Below are 21,480 nucleotides of genomic sequence, written 5' to 3' on the forward strand. Positions count from 1 at the left end.
CTACCATGCACTGGGTTAGAGAAAAAGTGCAGGAGCCACCATGAACCTGTCGGCAAGCCTGTATGTGGTTGACGATGAAACCCTACAAAGAGAAGCACTCACAACCCTTCTGCAATTGGAAGGCTATGAAGTCTTGAGCTTCTCGAATGCCAACGACGCATTGCATGCACTGCGCGAACAGCCTTGCGAACTGCTGCTGACTGATTTGAAACTGCCCGGCTTAAGCGGCACCGAACTGATTCGCCAGGCCAAACAAATCATCCCCGACCTGAGCGCTATTTTAATGACCGGCCATGGCAGCATGGAAACTGCGGTTGAAGCAATCCAGATCGGTGTGCTGGACTACGTTCTCAAACCATTCAAATTCGCTGAAATTTTACCCATGATTCAGCGCGCACTGGAAAACCGGCGACTGCGACAACAAAATGCCGCTCTGCTCAACAAGGTCACCACCGCCAACCAACGTTTAACCGAACTGAATGCAGACCTTGACAGCTTTGCAGCGCGCGTTGCTCACGACTTGAATTCGGTGATGCACCTGATTCACGGTCATGCAACAAGTTTAAGCAATCGATCCAGTACCAGTTTCACGCAACAAGACTGGCTGCACATTCAGCGGATCAGGGAAAGCAGCGACAGGGGCAGCAAACTGGTTTCAGATTTACTGGCTTTTGCGCGCCTCGGCGATTCTGAACTGCACTTTAAAAGCGTGAATCTGGCCGATGTGGTGTCGCGTGCAAGAATATTGTCCGAGCTGGAAAGTGACGGCCCCCGCCCCAACTGGCGAGTCAAACCCTTGCCTGTTGTGCAAGGCGATGAGGCGCTGCTTGAACAGGTATTTCTCAACCTGTTTTCAAATGCATTGAAATTCAGCAGCAAGAAAACACACCCTGAAATTCAGGTGGATGTACTTGAATCCGATGAGTTACTGACGCTCTCGGTCAAAGACAACGGCGTTGGATTCGACCCCGAACTTGCAGGCAATCTGTTCAAGCCGTTTCAACGCTTGCACAGCCTTCATGATTACCACGGGCACGGCATGGGCCTTGCCAATGTTAAAAAAATAATTGAACGCCACCATGGCTCCATTCAGGCCTACAGCAATCCGGGGGCGGGTGCAGAATTCCGAATTTGTTTGCCACGACAGGGAATTGGCTCTGCACCACATCCAGCCGATCACAAAGTCGATGTGCTGAATCATGTTGCGGGCTCCACGGATGAACTCATGGAACAGCAACATGCGCTGGATGCACTGAAATTCAGCATGGCGCTTCAACGTCTGGGCGGGCAAGTTGGCAAACTGGGTGGCTGGGCAATCGACCTCATCAACAATGATGCGGTGTATTGGTCTGAAGAAACCTTTCAGCTGCTTGAGCATGATTCAGATCAGATTCCCAATCTTGAACAAGGCATGAACCTGTACGTGGGTCGCTACAAACAAGTAATTGCACAGGCCATCGGCAATGCAAAAACCAAAGGCGAAGCGTTCGATATTCTGGTTCAAATGAACACTTTCAAGAATCGACGAATCTGGGCAAGGATTGCGGGCGAGGTCATGAAAGATGCGGACAACAAACCTGCCCGAATTCACGGTTGCATTCAAGACATCACGGATCAGCGCAAGAAAGACGTGATGATGGAAAGAATCAATGGCGCCCTGCTGGCACAGAACCACATTAATCAAAGACTCTCTGCATTTGACAGCGCACAGGCCATGTACGAGGAAATTTGCGAAGCCGCCCCCAAACTGGCCAAGATTCCACTGGTGTGGGTGGTGCAGTTCAAACGAGACACACTTGAATTCACCGTGGCCGCCAAAGGTGGGCGCGACACAGAATTTGTTTCCACGGTCATGTCCAAACTCACACTGAGAGCTGATTCGCCCCTGCTTCAGAAACTGCGAACCGGCCAGGTATTTGTCGTGGACGATCTGCGCAATGAGCCCATCGCCAAAAAATGGCTGGATGAAGCACTGGACCGAGGTTTCGAGTCCATGGCGATCATCCCGCTGCACCTGAACGGTCGACTGCATTCCGGACTTGTCTACATGAGTGATGAACCCCATTTTTTCAGTGGCGAAATGCTTCATGTACTCGACACTGTGTCGCGCAATCGCTCCATGGCACTGGACAATCTGGTCAATGGCATTGAGCGAGCCAAAACCATGGAAAGCCTTCGTCTCTTGCAAACCTGTCTTGAACGCCTCAATGACATGGTATTGGTGACTGACGCAGAATCAATTGATTCAGACGGAGTGAAAATTCAGTACGTGAACCAGGCATTTCTGGAGCGCACAGGCTACACCCGCGAAGAAATTTACGGGCAATCGCCTGCGGTACTGGGGGGAGCCGAAACCCAGCCAGAGGCCAAAACCAGAATTCGCGAGGCCTTGGCCCGCAAAGAGACTGCGCGGGAAGAACTGATTACCTACACAAAAGACGGTGAAAAAATGTGGGTGGACGTCGAGATCGTTCCGATGATTGACTCACTGGGAAAATGCACACACTGGATCGGCATTCAACGCGACATCACCGAACAAAAACTTCGTCAGGATGCCTTGCAAGAAAGTTTGTCGATGTTTCGCTCGCTCACCCGTGTCACCACCGATTGCGTGTGGGACTGGGATCTTGAGACCGACGAGCTTTGGTGGAACGAAGGCATGCAAAACCTGTTTGCGCATCCAAGAGAGTCGCTTGAAAAAGACTCGCGCTCCTGGACAAGACTCATTCACCCAGAGGATCTTGAACGCGTTTTGAACTGTGTTCGCCAAGTGATCGACGGGCAAAGTGACATTTGGCAAGATGAATACCGCTTCCGGCATGCAGATGGGCGCTGGCTGGATGTAATCCATCGCGGTCATGTCATTCGCGACACCGCCTCGGGCAAAGGCATTCGCATGGTGGGCGGCATCACCGACATGAGTCGCATCGTGCAATCCAAACGGGAAAGTCAGGCGCAACTGGCTCGCATGCAACTGCTCAACCAGATCACGAAGGCAATCAGACATCGTCAAAGCCTGGATTCAATTTACAACGTGGTGGTCAATCATGTGGAGGAACGTCTGCCCTCTGACTTCAGCCTGATGGCCACCTACAACAGCGCAAGCAACACCCTGGTTGTGCGATCGGTCGGCGAGCGCAGTCAGGCTTTGGCCGACAAGTTGGGGCTTTTTGTTGGTGCACAAGTCAAAGGGCATGGAATTCATCTGGAAGCGGCACTTCAAGGCAAACGGGTTCACAACGACAATATGGGTGAGTCTCGGGGACCGATTGGCGCAGCCATGAATACCTTGGGCAATCTGCACAGCCTGATTATCAACCCATTGATGAAAGGCAACGAGGTGCTTGGCATTCTCGTGATCTCGCGGATCGAGATCGCTTCATTTTCCGGCGAGGAAATCGAGTTCGTCGATCAATTGAGCGAACACGTGGCAGTGGCTTTGTCACAAGTCGAGTTGCTCAATGAACTGAAAGAAGCCTACCGGGAACTGCAGTCCACACAGAACATGGTGCTACAACAAGAACGCTTGCACGCGCTGGCGGGGATGGCCAGCGGCATTGCACACGACATCAACAACGCCATTTCCCCAGCCACGCTCTACCTTGAATCGTTGCTGGAGAATGAAAAACTGATCAGCGAGAAGGGTTTCAAACAGCTGCGCATTGTTCAAACTGCAATTGACGATGTCAGCAACACCGTTGACCGCATGGGGCGTTTTGCCCGGTCAAAAAACGAGCAGGAACCCACCAGCAGCAGCGATGCCAATGACATGTGCCTGGAGGCCATTGAGTTGACCCGGCCGCGGTGGGGAGACATGGCACTTCGAAATGGCATTACCATCAACATTGTCCATGAATTGACCAATTCCCTGCCAAGGTTGGCTGTGTCTGAAACCGAGTTGCGCGAGATCCTGACCAACCTGATTTTGAATGCCGTGGATGCCTTACCTCAAGGGGGTCAAATTCAACTCAAAACGGCATTTGAAGAAAACGATGGCAAGCCGCAAATTGTAGTTGTGGTTCAGGACAACGGCATTGGCATGACTCAAGAACAACAGACACGTTGCTTTGAGCCGTTTTTCACCACCAAAGGTGAGCGAGGCACGGGGCTCGGATTGTCAATGGTGTATGGCATCGTGCAAAGAGCCGACGGATTCATGGATATTCGCAGTGAGCTCAACAAAGGCACCGCAATTCATTTGTACTTCCCTGTGCTGGCCAAGGACCACAATGACACCGTTCAAGCGAGTCATTCGGAATCCGATTCAAACACCGCTCGCCCCTTGAGCCTGCTGCTTGTCGATGACGATCCCAACGTACTGGCCGCCATGACGGCAATTCTGGAAATGTCAGGGCACCTGGTTCAATCGGCCAACAGTGGCTCGTTGGCTACGCAACTGTTCAATCAGGCTGCCCGAAAAGGCGAGGATTTCGACGCACTGATTACCGACCTGGGCATGCCGGAAATGGATGGCAAAGAACTGGCCGAAATGATCAAATCACTAAGTCCGACAACGCCTGTATTGATGCTGACAGGCTGGGGCAAACAAATGTCGCTGAACAACGAGGAAGTGCCCCAAGTGGACATGATCATGGCCAAACCACCCAAACCCGCCGAACTGGAGTCTGCATTGCGCAAGCTTTGCCGAAAGTAAGTACCTGGTGTAAGCCAGGTGACAACATTTACCCCCTATACTGCTGGCACAACAACACGACACCGGAGACCACGCATGCGCCTTATGTTGCGCCACTTCAAACACGCCACCTTACTGATCTGTGCTGCAATTCTTGCAGCCTGCAGTCCGCCTGCACCAGACTCCATGGAGAAAATGGCCAACGGCAATATTGTGGAAGTTCGCGGTCTTGATACAGATCAACTGACGTTTGTCACGCGCAATCGGATCGTGACCCTGTTTGCAACTGACGCATACAACATCATGCGCGAAATGAAGCGGTATTACCCGCAAGAGTTCAACAGCCACCCTGTGTTGGCGGTGCAAGCGGTCACCGAGCTGCAAAACCAGAAAGGCGAAGTGTTCAAGAACCAGCCATTGTTCACTGTGCACTGGCGCAGGCCAGACCTGAACCAAATGGACCTGGATTCCAAGTTCAGCCTGGACACCGAGGAAATACTGCTCTACGCCGACCGTGTGGAGTCGCACAGCATTGTCGGTGATCAAGTATTGATTGAACACTGCTCGGTCACCGGCAACGGCGAAAAACGCAAGCGCTTCTGCGATCAGATCCTTGAAGGGTTGTTCAACAAATAAAAAAGATCCGGGGGAATTATTGAAGCAAGCGCGTTAGCGCCATGGTCACTTTCCCCCCTTTCATGATGCTGGTGTTCAAGGGCTCTTCACGCTCCAGCTTCACCAACCCGACACCGGGCGCATACCATTCACTGTGGTTAATCAGAATTTCCTGATAGCCCGCGCTGGCGTCTGCATAGAACACCATTTTGCCCGTGCCATCCAGGCGAATACATTTCTCAAAAACACCCGCAGGTGTTTCCACGGTCTCATCGAGTGAAGCAACCTCATAGACCAGATCAAAAGGCTTGATACTGGCATTGGCCTCAATAAATGGCGGCATCCAGTGCATCACATACGGGCTGGTGTCCTGCGTCCAGGTGTAACCCACTCGAAGGTTTCGACCCTTGGGCAAGATCAAACGAGCGGTTTTGTCGGCTTGCGGCTTGGTCTGCACAATGACACGTTTGCCAACACGGTAAAAACCATCGGCCCGCTCCTGAATGAAATAATCCGTGCCGTCGGATGTTCTTCGCACCATGCCCTTGATTTCATCGTCTTCGGTTTTGAAGCTGGATTGCCCCACCGTGCGAATCGTCAGGCCTTTTTTGTTCTTGCCGTCGGGCATCACGTAATCAAGTTGGTAATGCCACTGCATGCCTTCGTCCAGCGGAAAGTATTCGCCCCCGCCCACCTTGGAACAAGATGCCAGACCAAGCGTCAAAAAGACCACACTCAAAACTTTCAACATGGCTTACTTCTCCGGCAACTGGGGATCGGGCAAATCCGTGAATTCCAGATCAATTTTCTTGTCTGCAATCCGGTTGTTGTCTCTGGCTGAAGTCGGGTCAAACAACTCGCCCCCCACTTCCCCGATTTGCAGATTTCCGTTGCGCATTTGGCGTTGTGCTGCGTCCAGTTTCACATGCAGTTCTTTGTCGTAGGGCAACTCATACGCACGCGGCGTTTCAGAAGGTCTGTCATTGGCCAGGTCGCTGGCCCACACGAACAAGCGCCCTTTGATGCCTTCGGTTTTGTCGGGTTCTTCAACCACCACCGCATAAAACAAAAATCGCTTGGGCAATTCCGCCTGGCTTGGCCAACCCTGCGCGTTTTGCCAATTGATGTAACTGACCCAATAAAAACCCACCGACACCACAATCAGAACCAGCTTGAGCGACCAGTGTATTCGGCCATACACAAGGGCCAACAGCAAAAGTGCCGCCAGAAAAATATAGGCAATGCCCAAACCCACTAACACTTCATTCATTTTCCGTCTGCCTTCACCAAAGATTTTTCAAGTTGGTTGATATTGCCCACAGTGCCACTGGTGTCAATCGTAAAACGCACCGCAGTGGCCTCATCGCCTTGTTGCTGCAGGTTCACGGTGGAGTAATGCAATACCTTCAATTTCGGGTTCACCTCTGCCACATACACATTCACAGGCACAGGCTGGTTGTTCTCCGATTTGTAATAATGCAAATTGACAATGTATTCACCGGGTGGTCGTCCACGAATGGTCAACACCTCCTGGTTCAATGGATTCACAAAGGTTTTGCCTTCAATTTCCTGAGTGTCATTGGCCAGGCCACGGTCATCACGGTCCAGGTGCAACAGGCCGTCTTGTGGCCGCATAAACCACACCTGCGCACCGGCGGGTCCGGCCGCCCACACATCAATGTCATTGGGGTCGTTGTCCGGCCAACTCACCGTCACCAAAAACTCGGCTTTGGGATCAATAATTCCGCTTTTGGCAGGTGGGTTCAGCAGCAACAAAGCCATCAAGAACAGAAAGGTGAAAATCAACAAGGCGTTGAAGATCAAATCTGTGAACGGGTCCAGCTCGAAGTCTGGTTTGTGATTGAAAAGCGGCATGCTGCTCAGCTCGCTTTCACGTTTCGGTGTGCATAATCCACAGTGGCAGCAATCAGCTTGTCGGCATGGCGATCCAGCATCAAAAACTGCAAGCCCAACAAAATGCTGCCGATCAAGCCAACCAAGGTGGTGTTCATCGCCACGCCCATGCCCTGCGTCATTTGTTGCATCAGGGACTTGATGTCGGATATGTCCAGTTGCTCCAAACCTTCCAGGCTACTGAGCATCATGATGAAACCGACCACCGTGCCCAGCAGTCCCAATTTGATCATCAACCCGGTCACAAACCAGCCCACCTGGTGAGTGCCCCGTGCACGTTCGGCCATCACCTCGGCCATCAACTGACCTTCACTGGGATGCGCCAGCGGATGGGTCAAATAGTCATGGCAAATGGATTGGCCCAATTTGAAATTGCTTGCGCCGAGACGGATCTGCTCGAAGTACTGCCACTGCCGACTCAAGTAAACGCTGCGCCAACCGGCCAGGCCGCTACCCACCACGAAGGCCAACACAATAACCACGCAAATGCGGGTGTTGTCAGTCAGAATGATCCATTGGAACAAGCCCTTGTGCCAGGTCATGTAAAAACCAAACGCAGTCAGGCTGATCAGCAGCACCCACAGCAAAAACAGGGTGTGTGTTTTGTTGGTGTTCAATGCGAATAGTCCCTTGGTTGTTGTTCGTCTGTCCCAGTTTGCAACAGTTCAAGAGACTACAAGCAAGCCGTATTCCAGCCAGTCGGATCAGAAAGCAAACGGCTCCGTCTGACGGAAGATTCGCTGAATATTCAGTTGATGGGTTTCAAGTGCCTTGGCATTGACGTTGGGGTCGGTTTGCACATACACCGAGTTCTTGAATTCACCAATTTGTGCACTGATTTGTTGAATCAACTCGACCTCGCTGACCCCTTCCTCCAAACCGTACAAGACCAGTTGCTGAACCCGCACAAAGTAGTTCAGATTGCGCTCGATCCAGTCGGGCCCCAAAGCGCCAAATGAGGTCAAAATAGTCTCATCGGATCGCATACGGGCTTTAAGCCGTCCCAGAAAATTGATACGTTCCACCACGTTGCCGTCGTATAAATCGGGAATGTCCCGATTTTGCACAGCAGACCCCACCCACCAAAGTTTGAGTTCCTGATTACGCAACACCAACGCCTCTTCGGTTTCAAGATCCTTGTACAAACGGAATGTCCAAGAGACCCAATCGTTGTGCAACACACCCAAGTGGCCGGTTTTTGTTCTTAAAATACGACCCGGCACCAAAGATTCTGTACCCTTCACAGAGCCACTGCCCATGCGCTCAGAAAAATTCTCGATGCATGCCGGGCAACGGGCTTGCATCAAGTCTGCCGTGCGCTTGCCCGCCACCAAGCGGCTTGCAAACGACTCACCTTCGCTCAATGTGGCAGCGAAAGCGGCGCGAAATCCAACATTGCCCAGCACATGCTCGGGCTTCGGTTGGGTATTCAGAATCCAGATCGGTTTGGTTCCAAATTTGGAACGAATGGCTGCCGCGGCACTTTCACCGACCGCTGCAGTGGCTCCCGAATCAATCACCATCAAGGCTTTTGGAGAATCCACCACCACAATTGACAAGGCAAAATCTTGTCCTTCTGCAGGCAGGCTTTGGCCTGCGCAAGTCCACTCGTACACAGTGGCGCGGTGCTGCTGCCAACAGTTTGCAGGCTGGGCATGCAACAGCGGCGTTGCAAACAGCAAAGAAACAACAAGGATAAAATTTCGAACGTTCAAATGCATGTGAAAGCAAAGCCTGAATCAACACAACCCCGAAAGGATATCCGATTCAGGCGTCGCCTCAAAATATTAGAACCGCAGACTCAGGCCCACCCACGCATTTCGGGGGGTTCCGGGCGCCAAAAAGCTTTCATACGTAATATCGCCCTCGTCTTCAACCAAAGCACCATTGCGGTCAAATACATTGCCACCCAGCACTGCGCCGTTGAAATACTCACGATCGAATACATTGTTCAGCCGGGCAATCAAAGTGAGATTTTTGCTCACCTCGTGATTCAAACCCAAATTGAACACGGCAAAACCCGGAGTTCGACCATTGTCCCGAAATTCAACAGGCCCCTCGCCAGGAATATTCACCACACCTGCCTGGTGCTGATTGTTCTCGTTACCGCGGGCGAATTGCTCACTTTGTGCCTGCATGTCCACAAACAGCGTAGTTGTATCGCTGGCCTTGTACCCCAATGACAACTTCACATTGTGCTCAGCCAAGCCCGGAATTTTGTGACCAGGCCGTACCTGAATAAATCCACCTTCAACCGCCGGGTCACCATTCAAATCCACCGCACTGCTATTGCCCTCGCTGGCCAGTCGCGCTGCGCTCTGGAATGTGGCATCCAGGTACTGGTAACTGGCACCAAAATTCCAGACTGGGGTGTCAAGATCAAAATCCAGTTCAACGCCTTGCCGACGGGTTTTGCCGTAGTTCTGAAAAAAGCCGCCAGAACCTGCGCCATCGGTCACAAACAAAATATCGTTTTTGTTGTCGGCCTTGAACACATTGAAGGAAAAACCATACTGGGTGCTGCCTGTTGCCCAGCGCGTCCGATAACCGCCCTCCACGGTGGTGGTAATAACCTGCTCAAGAAACGGGTCTGCCGCCATGGCATTGGGCAACAAGCAAGGGAATTCAGGATCAGAACAGGCCAGCTCAACCGGCGTTGGCACGCGGTTGCTGGTGCCTGCACTGGCATACCAGGTGCTGTGTATGGCAGTTTGGTAGGCAATACCGACCGAGGGATTGAATCGCCTGTAAGTGTAGTCATTGTTCAGGCCCGGGCTGGCCTCGCCCTCTTCGTTGATCAACACAGGCTTTAAACGATCCGTGGTTTTAACCGAGGCATGGTTGTAGCGGCCACCGAGTAACAGGGTGGTTTTGTCATTCAGGGTCCACACGTCTTGCGCATACACGCCAAACTGCCGGTTATTGGCCTCCACATTGACCTGTTCAATCGGCGCGTACAATTCCCGCACTGTGCGATCTGCATTGAACACGCCCAAGGCATAGCTGCGCCGAAAATCCGATTTGCCAAATTCAAGCTGCGTTCCCACCAACACCTTGTGTGCGCCCATGGGTGCCAGTGCGTATTGCAGGCCCAAGCCAACCACGTCCTGATTCAATACACCGCGGTTGTTTGCACCGGGGCAATTGGCGCTGTCGGGATCCATGGCAGCGGGGTCGTTTTCATCAAAGGTAACCGTACCGGGTGCATAAGCGGTGGCAGCAGGTGCACTGCAAGTAACGTTGTAAGTGCCTGGGCCCAGATTGCCTTCCACTTCGGCACGGTCTGGCTCAAACTCCGCCACACCGAAGCGGTAATCTTCGTTCTCGTTGCCATCGCCATTGAAGGTGGTCGATTTTGAGCTGCGATAATACGCATTTGCAGTCAACTCCGCACCGCTTTGCAAATACCGGGTGAAGTCCACTGCAAACTGACCGCCAGTGTTTTGGGTATTGTCAAAGTAGGTGTAAGACTGCGCGCGGCTTTGCTCATAAAAACTGCGCGGCACCACACCATTGCCGTTCAAGTCTGATTCGTAAAGCGACAAGCTGAAATTGGTTTGTGTGTCGCCCGACAGCACCCCAATTTTGCCGAACAACTGCATCACTGAACTGGGCGACAACACACGCCAGCCATCTTCCCTGAATGAATTGAAGTTCACATAGAAGTCACGTTGTGTCGGTTCATCCACCCAGCCCTTCTGCGCACCAAAGCGGGTGCGTCCGAAATCACCCAGCTCTGCATCCAGTTGCGTACCCTGAAAATCCCGACCGCTTTTGGTTTGCATCACAATGGCCCCACCCAGTGAATTCAAACCGAATTGCGGCATGGTGCCCGGCAGCACGGCCACCTCTTTCAGGGCCGATTGCGGTATGGCATCAAAGCGCACCACATCGCCAAATGTTTCGTTTTGCCGTACACCGTCCACATACACCGACAAACCAGGCGGCGTGCCCAACAAGGGGGTCACAGAAAATCCGCGATACGTCACATCGGACTGATAAGGATTGCCCTGATTGTCTGTGACCTGCACACCATTGATACCGCGAAACAGGCTTCGGCTCAGCGACTCCCTGTCAGCGTTCTGTTGAAAGTCATCGGCCTTCTTGACACTGAACGGGGCCTGATCAACGGGTATGGAAGAACCCGGCAAAGGCGTGGTCGAGATCACCTCAACCTCTTGCAGTTGCTGGGCACTGACAGAACCGAACATGGAAAAACCGGAAAGTGCAACGACCCCGAGGCACCCAAAAGAATGTTGACGCGCAAACATGCATAGCCCTTTTAATTGGAATTGTTTTTTGAAGTCACGCGGTCAACCTGCTCTGCGCACCATGGAGAATGGCCAGGCAACCACGCGACTTGTTCCCTATATATTCTTGAAATTTTCCAGGTTTCAACAGGGAAGTTTTCCCGAAAAGGATTTCCCCCCTTCAACACCCGCAATTTCTGGTGCACATTGTTGCTATTCATTCAAGGTATTCAATCCATGCGTTTAAGCGAGTTGCTGGTTAGACGATTGCTCACCTGGCTCGGCCTGTGGGCCGTGTTCTGCGTATTGGTGGTGTTCGCCATGGGTCGGCTCGATGTAAAAACCGAATACGCTGCAGCCTCTGCACTGGTCGACGACTTGCACCGGGGTCTGTCTAGCGCCGAGCCTCTGGGCAATATCGCGCTGCAACGCCTGCGCCAACAACTGGCCGAACGCAAAGCAGAACAGGAACGCAGGGAAACACGGCGGGAACTCTATTTAATTAGCGCCATGTTGCTGCTCATGGCTGCGGGCAGCGGTGTGGTGGTTTGGTATTCCCTAAGACCCGCCTTGAACAAACCTTTGCAGCAATTGGTACAGGGCTTGCGCGACTATGAGGAAGCTGAACGCGACCCGAGCTTGCCGCCGCCGGGCTTGAAGATTTCAGACGAATTCAGGATTGAGGAATTCAAACGAATTCACGACAGCGTGTCCCAACTGATCAACACCCTGAACGCTGAGCAGAAAAAAAGCCGTGATCTGTTGAATCGCGTGGTTGACCTTCAAGAGCGCGAACGACAAGCGATTGCCCAGGACCTGCATGATTACTTTGGCCAATCGCTAACCTCGATCTCGGTGAATTCTGCTTTTCTGGTCAAAAGCACTCAGGCACACACACAGGAAGCAGCGAAAGCAGTGCACGATCAAGCACAGGAAATGATGGGCTGGCTGCGCAGCTCGCTTCGCGAATTGAAACCGCACTTGCTTCTGGAGGTTTCTTTGCGCGACGCGGCACTGGACCTGCTCGACAACTGGGCCAAACGCCACGGCTGGTATGTGGACTTCGCCTGGGCACCCAATACGCCCACACTGCCCAAAGAAGCACCGATTGCTGTGTACCGCACCTTGCAGGAAGCGCTCACCAACGCCGCCCGCCACGCCAGCACCAAGAAAGTGAAAGTGTTGGCGGGTTTCGATGATCAAACCCGGGAATTCATTTTGATTGTTGAGAATGACGGACTCGCCGCAAAGGGTCCGATCACGCCTTCATTGGGACTCACCGGCATTCGCGAAAGAATGGCCAGCCTGCAAGGCCGCGTGTTCTGGAACATCGAGGAGGACAGGTTTGTGTTGCGTTGCCATGTTCCGGTCGCAGAGAAAAATCATGCCGCTTGAGTCAAAGATTATTTTGGTAGACGACCATGCCGCCGTGCGCGCAGGCTACAAACGCTTCATCGATTCAGAGCACGATTTACAAGTGGTGGGCGAAGCCAACAACGCCGAACAAGCCTTTGCCTTGCTGAAAACCCAAGCGTGCGACGCCTTGGTACTGGACATCAGCATGCCCGGGCAAAGCGGACTTGAACTGATCAAGCGCGTGCGTTTGAAATGGCCACGGTTGGCTTTGGTGGTGCTGTCCATGCACGACAGCCCGGTGGTTGCCACCAAAGCGCTGGAACAAGGCGCACGGGCGTATGTGACCAAGTCCAGCGAACCTGATGAACTGATTCAAGGCATTCGCATGGCATTGGGCGAGCAAACCTTTGTGTCCAGCGATGTTCAAAGCCTGGGCATGATCGCCCCGCACTTTCCCCAACACAGCCAGGATAGCCCCCAGGATCTTGCAGGGGAAACAACCGATTCAACGGGAGCCACCCCCGGGGGCCTCACCCCCCGAGAAGTCGATGTGGTGCGACTGCTGGTGGAAGGAAAGACCATTGACCAGGTGGGGCTCAGCTTGGGAATCAGTGGCAAAACCGTGAGCAACAACCTGTCACAAATTCGTCAAAAGCTGGGTGTACAAACAGACTTTGAACTGGCTTTTTGGGCCTGGAGTCAAGGTTTCGGCAGAAAACCGCCCGGCTTCGGTGAGTAAACACACTCACGTTTTCCTCATTCGTATTTTCCCGTATTTTGCGGAAAAACTGGCCAGTTTGCCTTGCAACCTGCGACGTTCTCGGGGATATTCATTGCACAACCAAAATACGACAACACTTTCTCAGGAGGAATGACGCATGATGCTTCGCAAAGCGAAAATTGCAATTCTGGCCACGGCCATCACCGGTTTGGCGCTTGCAACAACCCCCGCCCGGGCCGAATTCATTAACATTCTGACTGGCGGCACTTCAGGCATTTACTATCCAATCGGGGTAGCCTTGTCCAAGGTTTATGCTGACAACATTCCAGGTGCACGCACGCAGGTTCAATCCACCAAAGCCTCAGTAGAAAACCTGAACCTGCTGCAGCAAGGCCGTGGTGAACTGGGAATTTCGCTGGGCGACTCAGTGAAGCTGGCCTGGGAAGGCAACGCTGAAGCTGGCTTCAAGGCACCGCTGAACAAATTGCGTGGCATCGCAGCCATTTACCCCAACTACGTTCAAATCGTGGCATCCAAATCTTCGGGCATTACCAGCCTGGCTCAACTCAAAGGCAAAGGATTGTCAGTGGGCGCGCCTAAATCAGGTACAGAACTGAACGCACGCGCAATTCTTGAAGCCGCTGGCATGAGCTACAAAGACCTGGGCAAAACCGAATACCTGCCCTATGCAGAATCAGTTGAATTGATGAAGAACCGTCAACTGGACGCAACCCTTCAATCCGCTGGTTTGGGCGTAGCCTCATTGAAAGACCTGTCCACTTCCATGGAAGTGAACATGGTGGCCGTGCCTGCTGACGTGGTGAAAAAGCTGGGTGCCCCCTATGTTGAGGGCACTATTCCTGCAAACACTTACGTTGGACAAACACAAGACGTACCCACCGCAGCTGTGGTGAACTTCCTGATTACACATTCGGAAGTGTCCAATGAAACGGCCTACCAAATGACCAAACTCTTGTGGGAAAACCTCGAGGCACTGCGCTCTGCCCACAAGGCAGCCAATGCAATCAAGTTTGAAAACGCGTTGCAAGGCATGCCCGTGCCATTGCACCCAGGCGCTGAAAAGTTTTATCGTGAAAAAGGCCTGATCAAGTGATCGTGGTGCCAATGCAGTAATTCAAGAAGTTGCCACACCCCGCCGGGGTGTGGCTTACAACCTCAGTTCTCTAGAGGCCCTTTCTGGGCTTTTTGTCTATGTCCAATATTCCCGATTCTACTGCCGCCGAAAACACATCTGGTTTTCATGACCCCACGTCCGCTGGTTTTACCCAGTCATTGGAAGGGCGACTGCTTTTCTGGATTGCAGTGGTGTTCTCCGCTTTTCAAATTGCCACTGCCGCACACCTGATCGATTTCCCAAGTCAGGTGCAGCGTGCATTTCACGTGGGTTTCTTGTTGCTACTCACCTTTCCGCTGATTGCCATTCAGAAACACACGGCAGTCAAGGCACTGGGGTGGGTGTTGGCACTCTCCGCAGTGGGTGTAGCGGCATATCAATGGTATGAATACACGGAACTGTTGCTGCGCGCCGGTGACCCCACAGAATTGGACATCTATCTGGGTGTCATCGCGATCGCGACTGTGTTTATCGCCACCTGGGTGCTGATGGGGCCAGCGCTACCGATCATTTGCGGCGCTTTTTTCGCCTATTGCCTGCTTGGCCAGTACCTGCCTGCGCCGTTTGATCACCGTGGATACGACTTTCACCAGGTGATTGAACACATGGCCTATGGCACCGAGGGCATTTACGGCATCCCGACTTATGTGTCGGCATCCTATATTTTCCTGTTCATTTTGTTCGGTGCTTTTCTTGAAAAAGCAGGCATGATCAAACTATTCACCGATTTCGCGTTGGGCCTGGTAGGCCACGCACAAGGTGGCGCAGCCAAGGTGGCTGTTGTGTCTTCGGCACTTATGGGGACGATTTCTGGCTCAGGTGTGGCCAACGTTGTGACCACGGGTCAGTTCACCATTCCCTTGATGAAACGATTTGGCTACCGCGCAGCATTCGCAGGTGGCGTTGAATCAACCGCGTCCATGGGTGGTCAATTGATGCCCCCCGTCATGGGCGCTGTGGCCTTCATCATGGCGGAAACGCTGGGTGTTGCATATTCCGAAATTGTGAAAGCTGCCATCATTCCGGCCATTTTGTACTTCTTTGGCGCGTTCTGGATGGTGCACCTGGAAGCGGGCAAGCATGGTTTGAAGGGACTTGAGAAAAAAGATCTGCCTAATCCCTGGAAAGCCGTGAAAGACCAGTGGTATCTGGTAATTCCGCTCATCGCCCTGGTGTGGCTACTGGTGGGCGGTTACACACCACTGTTTGCAGGTACAGTTGGCCTGGCCTTCACCGTGGTGCTTATTCTTGGCGCGTCAATTGCCATCGGCTTGCCCAATATGGCCATTCGCGTGCTGTTCTGGATTGGCTTGGGTGTGGTGTGTGCAGCATTCCTGCAATTCGGCATCTGGGTAATTGCCAGTGCCATTCTGGCATTGATTGCAATCAACACCTTCAAGAAGGGTGGTCGTGAAACACTGGCGGTCTGCCGCGACTCTTTGGCTGATGGCGCCAAGTCAGCCCTGCCTGTGGGTGTGGCCTGCGCAATGGTGGGTATCATCATTGGTACCATGACACTCACAGGTGCCGCCAATACCTTTGGTCAATTTGTGGTCAGCGTGGGTGAGAACAGTCTGTTCCTGTCGCTGGTGTTGACCATGATCACCTGCATTGTATTGGGCATGGGTATTCCCACGATTCCAAACTACATCATCACCTCCAGCATTGCCGGCCCAGCGCTTGAGCAACTGGGTGTGCCACTGATTGTCAGCCACATGTTCGTGTTCTACTTCGGCATTCTGGCTGACCTGACACCACCTGTGGCGCTGGCCTGCTTCGCAGCAGCCCCGATTGCCAAGGAGCGTGGACTGACCATTTCCATGGAAGCTGTCAAAATTGCAGCCGCAGGTTTTGTCATTCCGTTCATGGCGGTTTACACGCCTTCATTGATGTTGCAAGACGGTGGACAACTGGCCAGTGAAATCGGTTATGTACCCGCGGTCATCTACATCGTGTTTAAAACCGTACTCGCGATCAGCTTGTGGGGCGCGGCAGTCATTGGGTTCTTGGGTGCGAAATTGCCAGTCTGGATCCGAGTGCTGGGCATGGTAGCTGCTTTCACCCTGATTGCAGCTTTGCCTGCTACAGACGAAATCGGCTTTGCACTGGCAGTTGTGTTCGGCTACCTGGCCTGGCGCAACATGCGCGCCCTGAAAGGTAAGTTGCAAACTGCATGAGTGTGTGTGTATTCATCGCAGGGAAATCAGTGGCATGCCTGGTAGGTCTGCTGTTTTCCCTGAGCTGGACACACTCTGTCGAAAAAACCGAATGGGTAGAGCACTGGCAAACTCAAAATGAATTGCTGGTTCTGCAAGAAACATTTGTGAAAGGCAGCGGCGCCGGAATAGACCCGGCACCGAATGCTGTGCTTGACGATGGCTGGTATCGATGGAAACCGCAAACCGCTGTGGTTGTGCCGTCAATTTCTTTGGCCAATTCTGAATTGACTCCCGACAATTGGACGCTTTGTGCTCTTGATGCGGTGACGCGGCGGGCTGGTGAATGCATTGACTTTGCGAAGTTTGAAGATCGAGGCGTCGAGTCGTTTACCATCAAGGTGAGCAGATAGCCTACTGTCTGGCTTGCTCAGGCGCATACCCGTTGCCTGGGTTGCTCAGGTGCGTACCCGTTGCCTGGCTTGCTCAGGCGCATACCCTCTCTCGCCAGAAAACCTGAATACCCCCTTGTTATTGATTAACCGCCCTAAGCGCACCCGCTAAACAGCGGGCGGGCTGCGCTTTCGGCTTTGCCGAACGGACGGTGAATTCAACACCAAGGGCAGGTTTTCTTGATCGGCGCTGCGAGGGCATTGCGGCCTGAGCGCGCTGGCAACTGCACTGGCAACACGCGGGCGTTGTGGTGCGCAAGGTGAGGCTTGGGTACGGCACCGGCTGGCCGGCTTTGCAAGGCTTCCCGGCGGCTTCGCAGCGCGGGGCGACCTGCAAGGTCGATGCGAAGACGCTTAAGCGTTTCGCATGCCCCAAGCCAGAGGCATCAAGCCGGATCAGAAGCATTGCTTAGGCCAGCCGGTGCCGCACCAAACCTCGCCAAACGCCAAACGCCAAACGCCAAACGCCAAACGCCGAACGCCGAGCACCAGCCTCAGCCCCCGCCCCGCAAAGTATGCATCTGAAACTGCTTCGAAAAATGTGCCCTTGCATCCGCAGGCACACCTTCAGAAAACGCCAGTGTGACTTCCATGCGTTTCAAACGCACCAAGGCAATCACACGGTCGGGCAATTCCTTCCAGGCAATACGCGCGGTACCACCTTCCACGGTGTAATCCGCATGTGCATCTTCTTCCGAGGTCATCGGAAAAATTGCAGCAATCATCTGCAACCACCGGCGCAGTTCTCGCTCGGTGCAAGACATATCAAGTGCTTTGTCAGTGTTAAAAATTGCCATTACAGCTTAGCCTCCAGCAATGGGTGGCCAAATGGCCAACACATCGTCAGGACTCAATACTTTGGTGGCTCGATCACCCGGATCCACATACACACCGTTGACCAACACCAGGTGTGTCAGTTTTTCAGGCAAGTGAAATTGATCGATGATTTGCTGCACGGTGCTGCCAACATTGACTTGCAAACGAACCGCGTTGTCGCTGCGGTTCGCTGGCAAATAGTCGGTCAGTGTTGCAAAGAGTTTGAAGGTAATTTCCATGTACTTTGTGACTGAGCGCAAGCCAAATAGGCTTCCATTAATCGGGTTGGATCTTCGAGCAAATGATCTTTCCATTCACCCAAGTGGATTTTGCCCTGAATCAGACCCCGCATGACGCCAACATGGTTCGTTAGCCCAAAACTGGTTGCACCAATCAGCACATCGTCTAAAAACTCCAAACGTATGTAAGAAAATTCTTCCTTGTTTTGCAACTCAACGCTTTGTCCACCCTCTGCGCCCCACCACTGGCCAAACGAGGCAGCGATCAAGCCAAGGGTGTCCAATACGTTCATGGCCAAACTGCCCTGCGTTTGCGTGCCCTGCCCCATCATGTTCTGGGCAGCAATGCGTGCATCGTCTGCAGCAGCCGGTTGGATCATGTTCACGGTTTTTTCACCCGTGGAGAAGTCTCGAACCTGGGCCACGTCGCCTGCGGCATACACGTCTTTAACATTGGTTTGCATGTGATCGTCTACCAACAAGCCCTGATCAACTTCAAGGCCGCTGCCTTCCAGAAAATCCAGGTTGGGCTTTACACCCGTGGCAGAAATCACCAAGTCAATTTCCAATACCTTGCCATTGGACAATTTTGCGCGCAAGGGTGCGCCGTCTTTTGCAGCCACAGCGGTGCCAAAACCAATTGCAGAACCAATCTTGCTGATTAAACCCTGCTGCTCGGCCTGGCTGCCCACTTCAATGGCTTCCACTTTCGTGGAGCAATGCACATCCACGCCTTCCTTGATACACCAGTCGCGAATCATCGTACCCGCGCCTTCGGTCATCATGCGGGGCACCATGCGGTTGCCCATTTCGACCACGGTCAGCTTCACGCCGCGCAATGCAAGTGCTTCCATGATGATGCAGCCAATAAAGCCTGCACCCATTTGCAACACACGTGAGCCGGGCTTGGCCAGTTCGATAATTTGCCGCGCGTTTTCCAAAGTCCAGCAAGGGTGTACGCCGGGCAAATTCACACCGGGAATGGGTGGTGAAATTGGCCGAGCACCCGTTGCAATCAGCAACTTGTCGTATTCAAGTACGTCGCCATTGTCGAGCACCACTTTTTTACCTGCGGTGTCCAGCTTGGTGGCGCGTGCGCGAATTTCTTGAATATTCTGCTTCTTGAAATGATCAGGATCTTTGCGAAGGTAGGTGCCCTTCTCGCCCACCTTGCCAATCAGCAGGTAGGGAATAGCCATGCGGGAGTATGGGGGTTCCGGTTCGGCACCCACCATCACGATTGAATCGCGAGGCCGCTGCTTGCGAATTTGCTCGGCAGCGACCACCCCCGCAGGCCCGTTACCCAAGATAACGTGCCGTGTTGGAGTGATTACAGTCATAGCCCCAAGCGCTCCAGTGTTGCCGAGGTTGGGCGCCCTTCGGTGTCCCAGCCACGCAACTCAAAGTACTCAGGCAGCATTTTGTCGATGCCGTTGACCAAGCCTTTCGCTGGGCCCACCTTGGCAGCGTCTTTCTTCAGGCGTGCTGACAGGACATCATCAGCCTTCGTGAAACCGGCTTCCAGGTTGAACTGGCGTTCCATGTTCCAGATGCGTTCACCCATGGTTTCCAGATTGGCCATGTCGAATTCATCGCCACAGGCCGCAGCCACTTGGGGCTGCACGTCGGCCAATGTCCAGGCAAAGCTGGTGAACACGCAAATGCCGGCTGAGTCGAACACGGCCGTTGCATCCTGGAATGCCTTCACCAAGGCGGGCTTTCCATCGGTCACCAAAGGATCGGTTTTCACGGGAATACCCAGCACTTCAGAAGCAACCGTGTAACCACGCAAGTGGCAGGCACCACGGTTGGACGTGGCATAGGCCAGGCCCATGCCCTGAATACCGCGAGAATCGTAGGCTGGGAATTCCTGACCTTTCACACTCATCGACAGTTCAGGGTGGCCGTACTTGGCAGTCAGGCGCTTCGACCCTTGCCCAATTTCAATACCGAAGCCCACACCATTGCAGGTGTCTTCACTTAATTTCACCAAGGCTTGGGCTGAACCAAACGGCGCCTTGCAGCCCAGTTGTGCTTCGGTCAACACACCCATCTCATACAATTCCATCACTGCGGAAATGGTGGCACCCAGAGAAATCGGGTCAATGCCGTGTTCGTTGCACAGGAAGTTCACATAGGTCAGCGCTTCCAGATCGTTTACGCCGTTCGATGAACCCAAGGCCCAAGCTGCTTCGTATTCCAGACCACCGGAAGCACCGTGGTACTGGGGTTTGTTTTCTACGGTGAAGTGGGTTTCATCAATTTTTGAAATGCGACCGCAAGCAATGGTGCAACCAAAACAAGCCTGGTTGGTGACCAGGTTGGCCTTGCCGTCCGTTTTGCGTGGCTCGTGCATTTTTTCGCCAGAAATGTCTTTGGCGCCGTCGAAGATCACATCACGGTGATTGTTGGTGGGCATGGCACCCATTTCATTGATCACGTTCATCAACACCTGCGTGCCATAGGTGGGCAAGCCTGTGCCGGTCACTGCGTTCTCTGCGAGAATTTTTTTCTTCTCGTAGGTCACCTTCATGAATTCCTTGGGGTTGGAAATATTGCCCACACCCTTGGTGCCGCGAACAGCAATCGCTTTCACATTTTTGGAGCCCATTACAGCGCCCACGCCTGAACGGCCAGCTGCACGGTGCAGGTCATTCACAATGGCTGCGTACAACACGTGGTTTTCACCGGCCTTGCCGATGGAGCACACGCGCATCAGCGGGTCCTGGTGCTTGGTCTTGATGGCGGGTTCTGTATCCCACACGCTCTTGCCCCACAGGGCAGACGCATCCATCAATTTGGCTTTTTCATTTTCAATCAGCAGGTACACAGGCTTGGGTGACTTGCCTTCCATGATCACCATGTCCCAACCTGCACTCTTCAATTCATTGCCGAAGTAGCCGCCCGAATTGGAACAGGCAATTGCGCCTGTCAACGGGCCTTTGGTAATCACCGAATAACGACCACCGGTGGACGCCATCGTCCCGGTCAGCGGACCCGTTGCATAAATAATCTTGTTCTCGGGCGAAAGTGGATCCACTTTCGCGCTGACTTCTTCAACGAAGTACTTGGTGGCCAAACCACGTTGGCCAAGGTAGCTTTTCGCCCAATCCATTCTCAAGTCTTCAGTGGTACAGGTGCCTTCTGTCAGGTTCACGCGCAGTACTTTACCGGTCCATGCCATTTGTATTAC

At 53.1% G+C, this 21,480-nt stretch carries 18 protein-coding genes; 7 read left to right on the forward strand and 11 right to left on the reverse strand.

What is annotated here, in order from left to right; genetic code table 11:
* Positions 1-40 precede the first annotated feature (40 nt).
* On the forward strand, positions 41-4,654 hold the full coding sequence (locus tag P0D43_RS14025; RefSeq protein WP_394672717.1) for an ATP-binding protein: 4,614 nt from the start codon (positions 41-43) through the stop codon (positions 4,652-4,654).
* 75 nt (positions 4,655-4,729) lie between these two features.
* On the forward strand, positions 4,730-5,269 hold the full coding sequence (locus P0D43_RS14030; RefSeq protein WP_394672718.1) for a hypothetical protein: 540 nt from the start codon (positions 4,730-4,732) through the stop codon (positions 5,267-5,269).
* Positions 5,270-5,285: 16 nt separating this feature from the next.
* On the opposite strand, the gene P0D43_RS14035 is transcribed toward P0D43_RS14030, so the two are convergent.
* The 6 genes from P0D43_RS14035 to P0D43_RS14060 form a co-directional block, all read right to left on the reverse strand.
* Positions 5,286-5,999, reverse strand: coding sequence for a hypothetical protein (locus P0D43_RS14035; RefSeq protein WP_159572401.1), 714 nt, complete (start codon positions 5,997-5,999; stop codon positions 5,286-5,288).
* Positions 6,000-6,002: 3 nt separating this feature from the next.
* A complete protein-coding gene (locus P0D43_RS14040; protein WP_159572399.1) occupies positions 6,003-6,518 on the reverse strand; it encodes a hypothetical protein in 516 nt (171 codons plus the stop codon).
* A complete protein-coding gene (locus P0D43_RS14045) occupies positions 6,515-7,123 on the reverse strand; it encodes a hypothetical protein (RefSeq protein ID WP_159572397.1) in 609 nt (202 codons plus the stop codon). The genes P0D43_RS14040 and P0D43_RS14045 overlap by 4 nt, the downstream gene beginning before the upstream one ends.
* Positions 7,124-7,128: 5 nt before the next feature.
* The gene (locus P0D43_RS14050) at positions 7,129-7,779 is read right to left on the reverse strand and encodes a MotA/TolQ/ExbB proton channel family protein (RefSeq protein WP_341237458.1); all 651 of its coding nucleotides are present in this window, start codon (positions 7,777-7,779) and stop codon (positions 7,129-7,131) included.
* A gap of 87 nt (positions 7,780-7,866) precedes the next feature.
* Entirely contained in the window at positions 7,867-8,883 is a 1,017-nt protein-coding gene (locus tag P0D43_RS14055; RefSeq protein ID WP_394672719.1) for a hypothetical protein, read from the reverse strand.
* A 66-nt stretch (positions 8,884-8,949) separates the two neighbouring features.
* Entirely contained in the window at positions 8,950-11,373 is a 2,424-nt protein-coding gene (locus tag P0D43_RS14060) for a TonB-dependent receptor (RefSeq protein ID WP_394672720.1), read from the reverse strand.
* Positions 11,374-11,622: 249 nt separating this feature from the next.
* Between P0D43_RS14060 and P0D43_RS14065 the strand changes: the two genes are divergently transcribed.
* The 5 genes from P0D43_RS14065 (at position 11,623) to P0D43_RS14085 (ending at position 17,193) form a co-directional block, all read left to right on the forward strand.
* Positions 11,623-12,807: a histidine kinase gene (locus P0D43_RS14065; protein WP_341237461.1), complete on the forward strand. Its 1,185-nt coding sequence runs from the start codon at positions 11,623-11,625 to the stop codon at positions 12,805-12,807.
* On the forward strand, positions 12,797-13,507 hold the full coding sequence (locus P0D43_RS14070; protein WP_341237462.1) for a response regulator transcription factor: 711 nt from the start codon (positions 12,797-12,799) through the stop codon (positions 13,505-13,507). Before P0D43_RS14065 ends, P0D43_RS14070 begins: the two co-directional genes overlap by 11 nt.
* Before the next feature lie 139 nt (positions 13,508-13,646).
* Positions 13,647-14,603, forward strand: coding sequence for a TAXI family TRAP transporter solute-binding subunit (locus P0D43_RS14075; protein WP_341237463.1), 957 nt, complete (start codon positions 13,647-13,649; stop codon positions 14,601-14,603).
* A gap of 98 nt (positions 14,604-14,701) precedes the next feature.
* Positions 14,702-16,801: a TRAP transporter permease gene (locus tag P0D43_RS14080; RefSeq protein ID WP_394672721.1), complete on the forward strand. Its 2,100-nt coding sequence runs from the start codon at positions 14,702-14,704 to the stop codon at positions 16,799-16,801.
* On the forward strand, positions 16,798-17,193 hold the full coding sequence (locus P0D43_RS14085) for a DUF1850 domain-containing protein (protein WP_394672722.1): 396 nt from the start codon (positions 16,798-16,800) through the stop codon (positions 17,191-17,193). Before P0D43_RS14080 ends, P0D43_RS14085 begins: the two co-directional genes overlap by 4 nt.
* A 197-nt stretch (positions 17,194-17,390) precedes the next feature.
* Here P0D43_RS14085 and P0D43_RS14090 read toward each other — a convergent pair whose 3' ends face one another.
* The 5 genes from P0D43_RS14090 to P0D43_RS14110 form a co-directional block, all read right to left on the reverse strand.
* Positions 17,391-17,531, reverse strand: a complete 141-nt coding sequence (locus P0D43_RS14090; protein WP_394672723.1) for a hypothetical protein — start codon at positions 17,529-17,531, stop codon at positions 17,391-17,393.
* A 195-nt stretch (positions 17,532-17,726) separates the two neighbouring features.
* Positions 17,727-18,029 (reverse strand): hypothetical protein, encoded by a 303-nt coding sequence (locus P0D43_RS14095; protein WP_159572379.1) that lies wholly within the window; start codon positions 18,027-18,029, stop codon positions 17,727-17,729.
* A 6-nt stretch (positions 18,030-18,035) separates the two neighbouring features.
* The gene (locus tag P0D43_RS14100) at positions 18,036-18,287 is read right to left on the reverse strand and encodes a MoaD/ThiS family protein (protein ID WP_341238282.1); all 252 of its coding nucleotides are present in this window, start codon (positions 18,285-18,287) and stop codon (positions 18,036-18,038) included.
* A complete protein-coding gene (locus tag P0D43_RS14105; protein WP_394672724.1) occupies positions 18,254-19,627 on the reverse strand; it encodes an NAD(P)/FAD-dependent oxidoreductase in 1,374 nt (457 codons plus the stop codon). The genes P0D43_RS14100 and P0D43_RS14105 overlap by 34 nt, the downstream gene beginning before the upstream one ends.
* On the reverse strand, positions 19,624-21,471 hold the full coding sequence (locus P0D43_RS14110; protein WP_394672725.1) for an aldehyde ferredoxin oxidoreductase family protein: 1,848 nt from the start codon (positions 21,469-21,471) through the stop codon (positions 19,624-19,626). Before P0D43_RS14110 ends, P0D43_RS14105 begins: the two co-directional genes overlap by 4 nt.
* Between the last annotated feature and the right edge of the window lie 9 nt (positions 21,472-21,480).

Origin of the sequence: Limnobacter sp. (assembly GCF_043511195.1) — a bacterium.
In the GTDB taxonomy this organism is placed as follows: domain Bacteria; phylum Pseudomonadota; class Gammaproteobacteria; order Burkholderiales; family Burkholderiaceae_B; genus Limnobacter.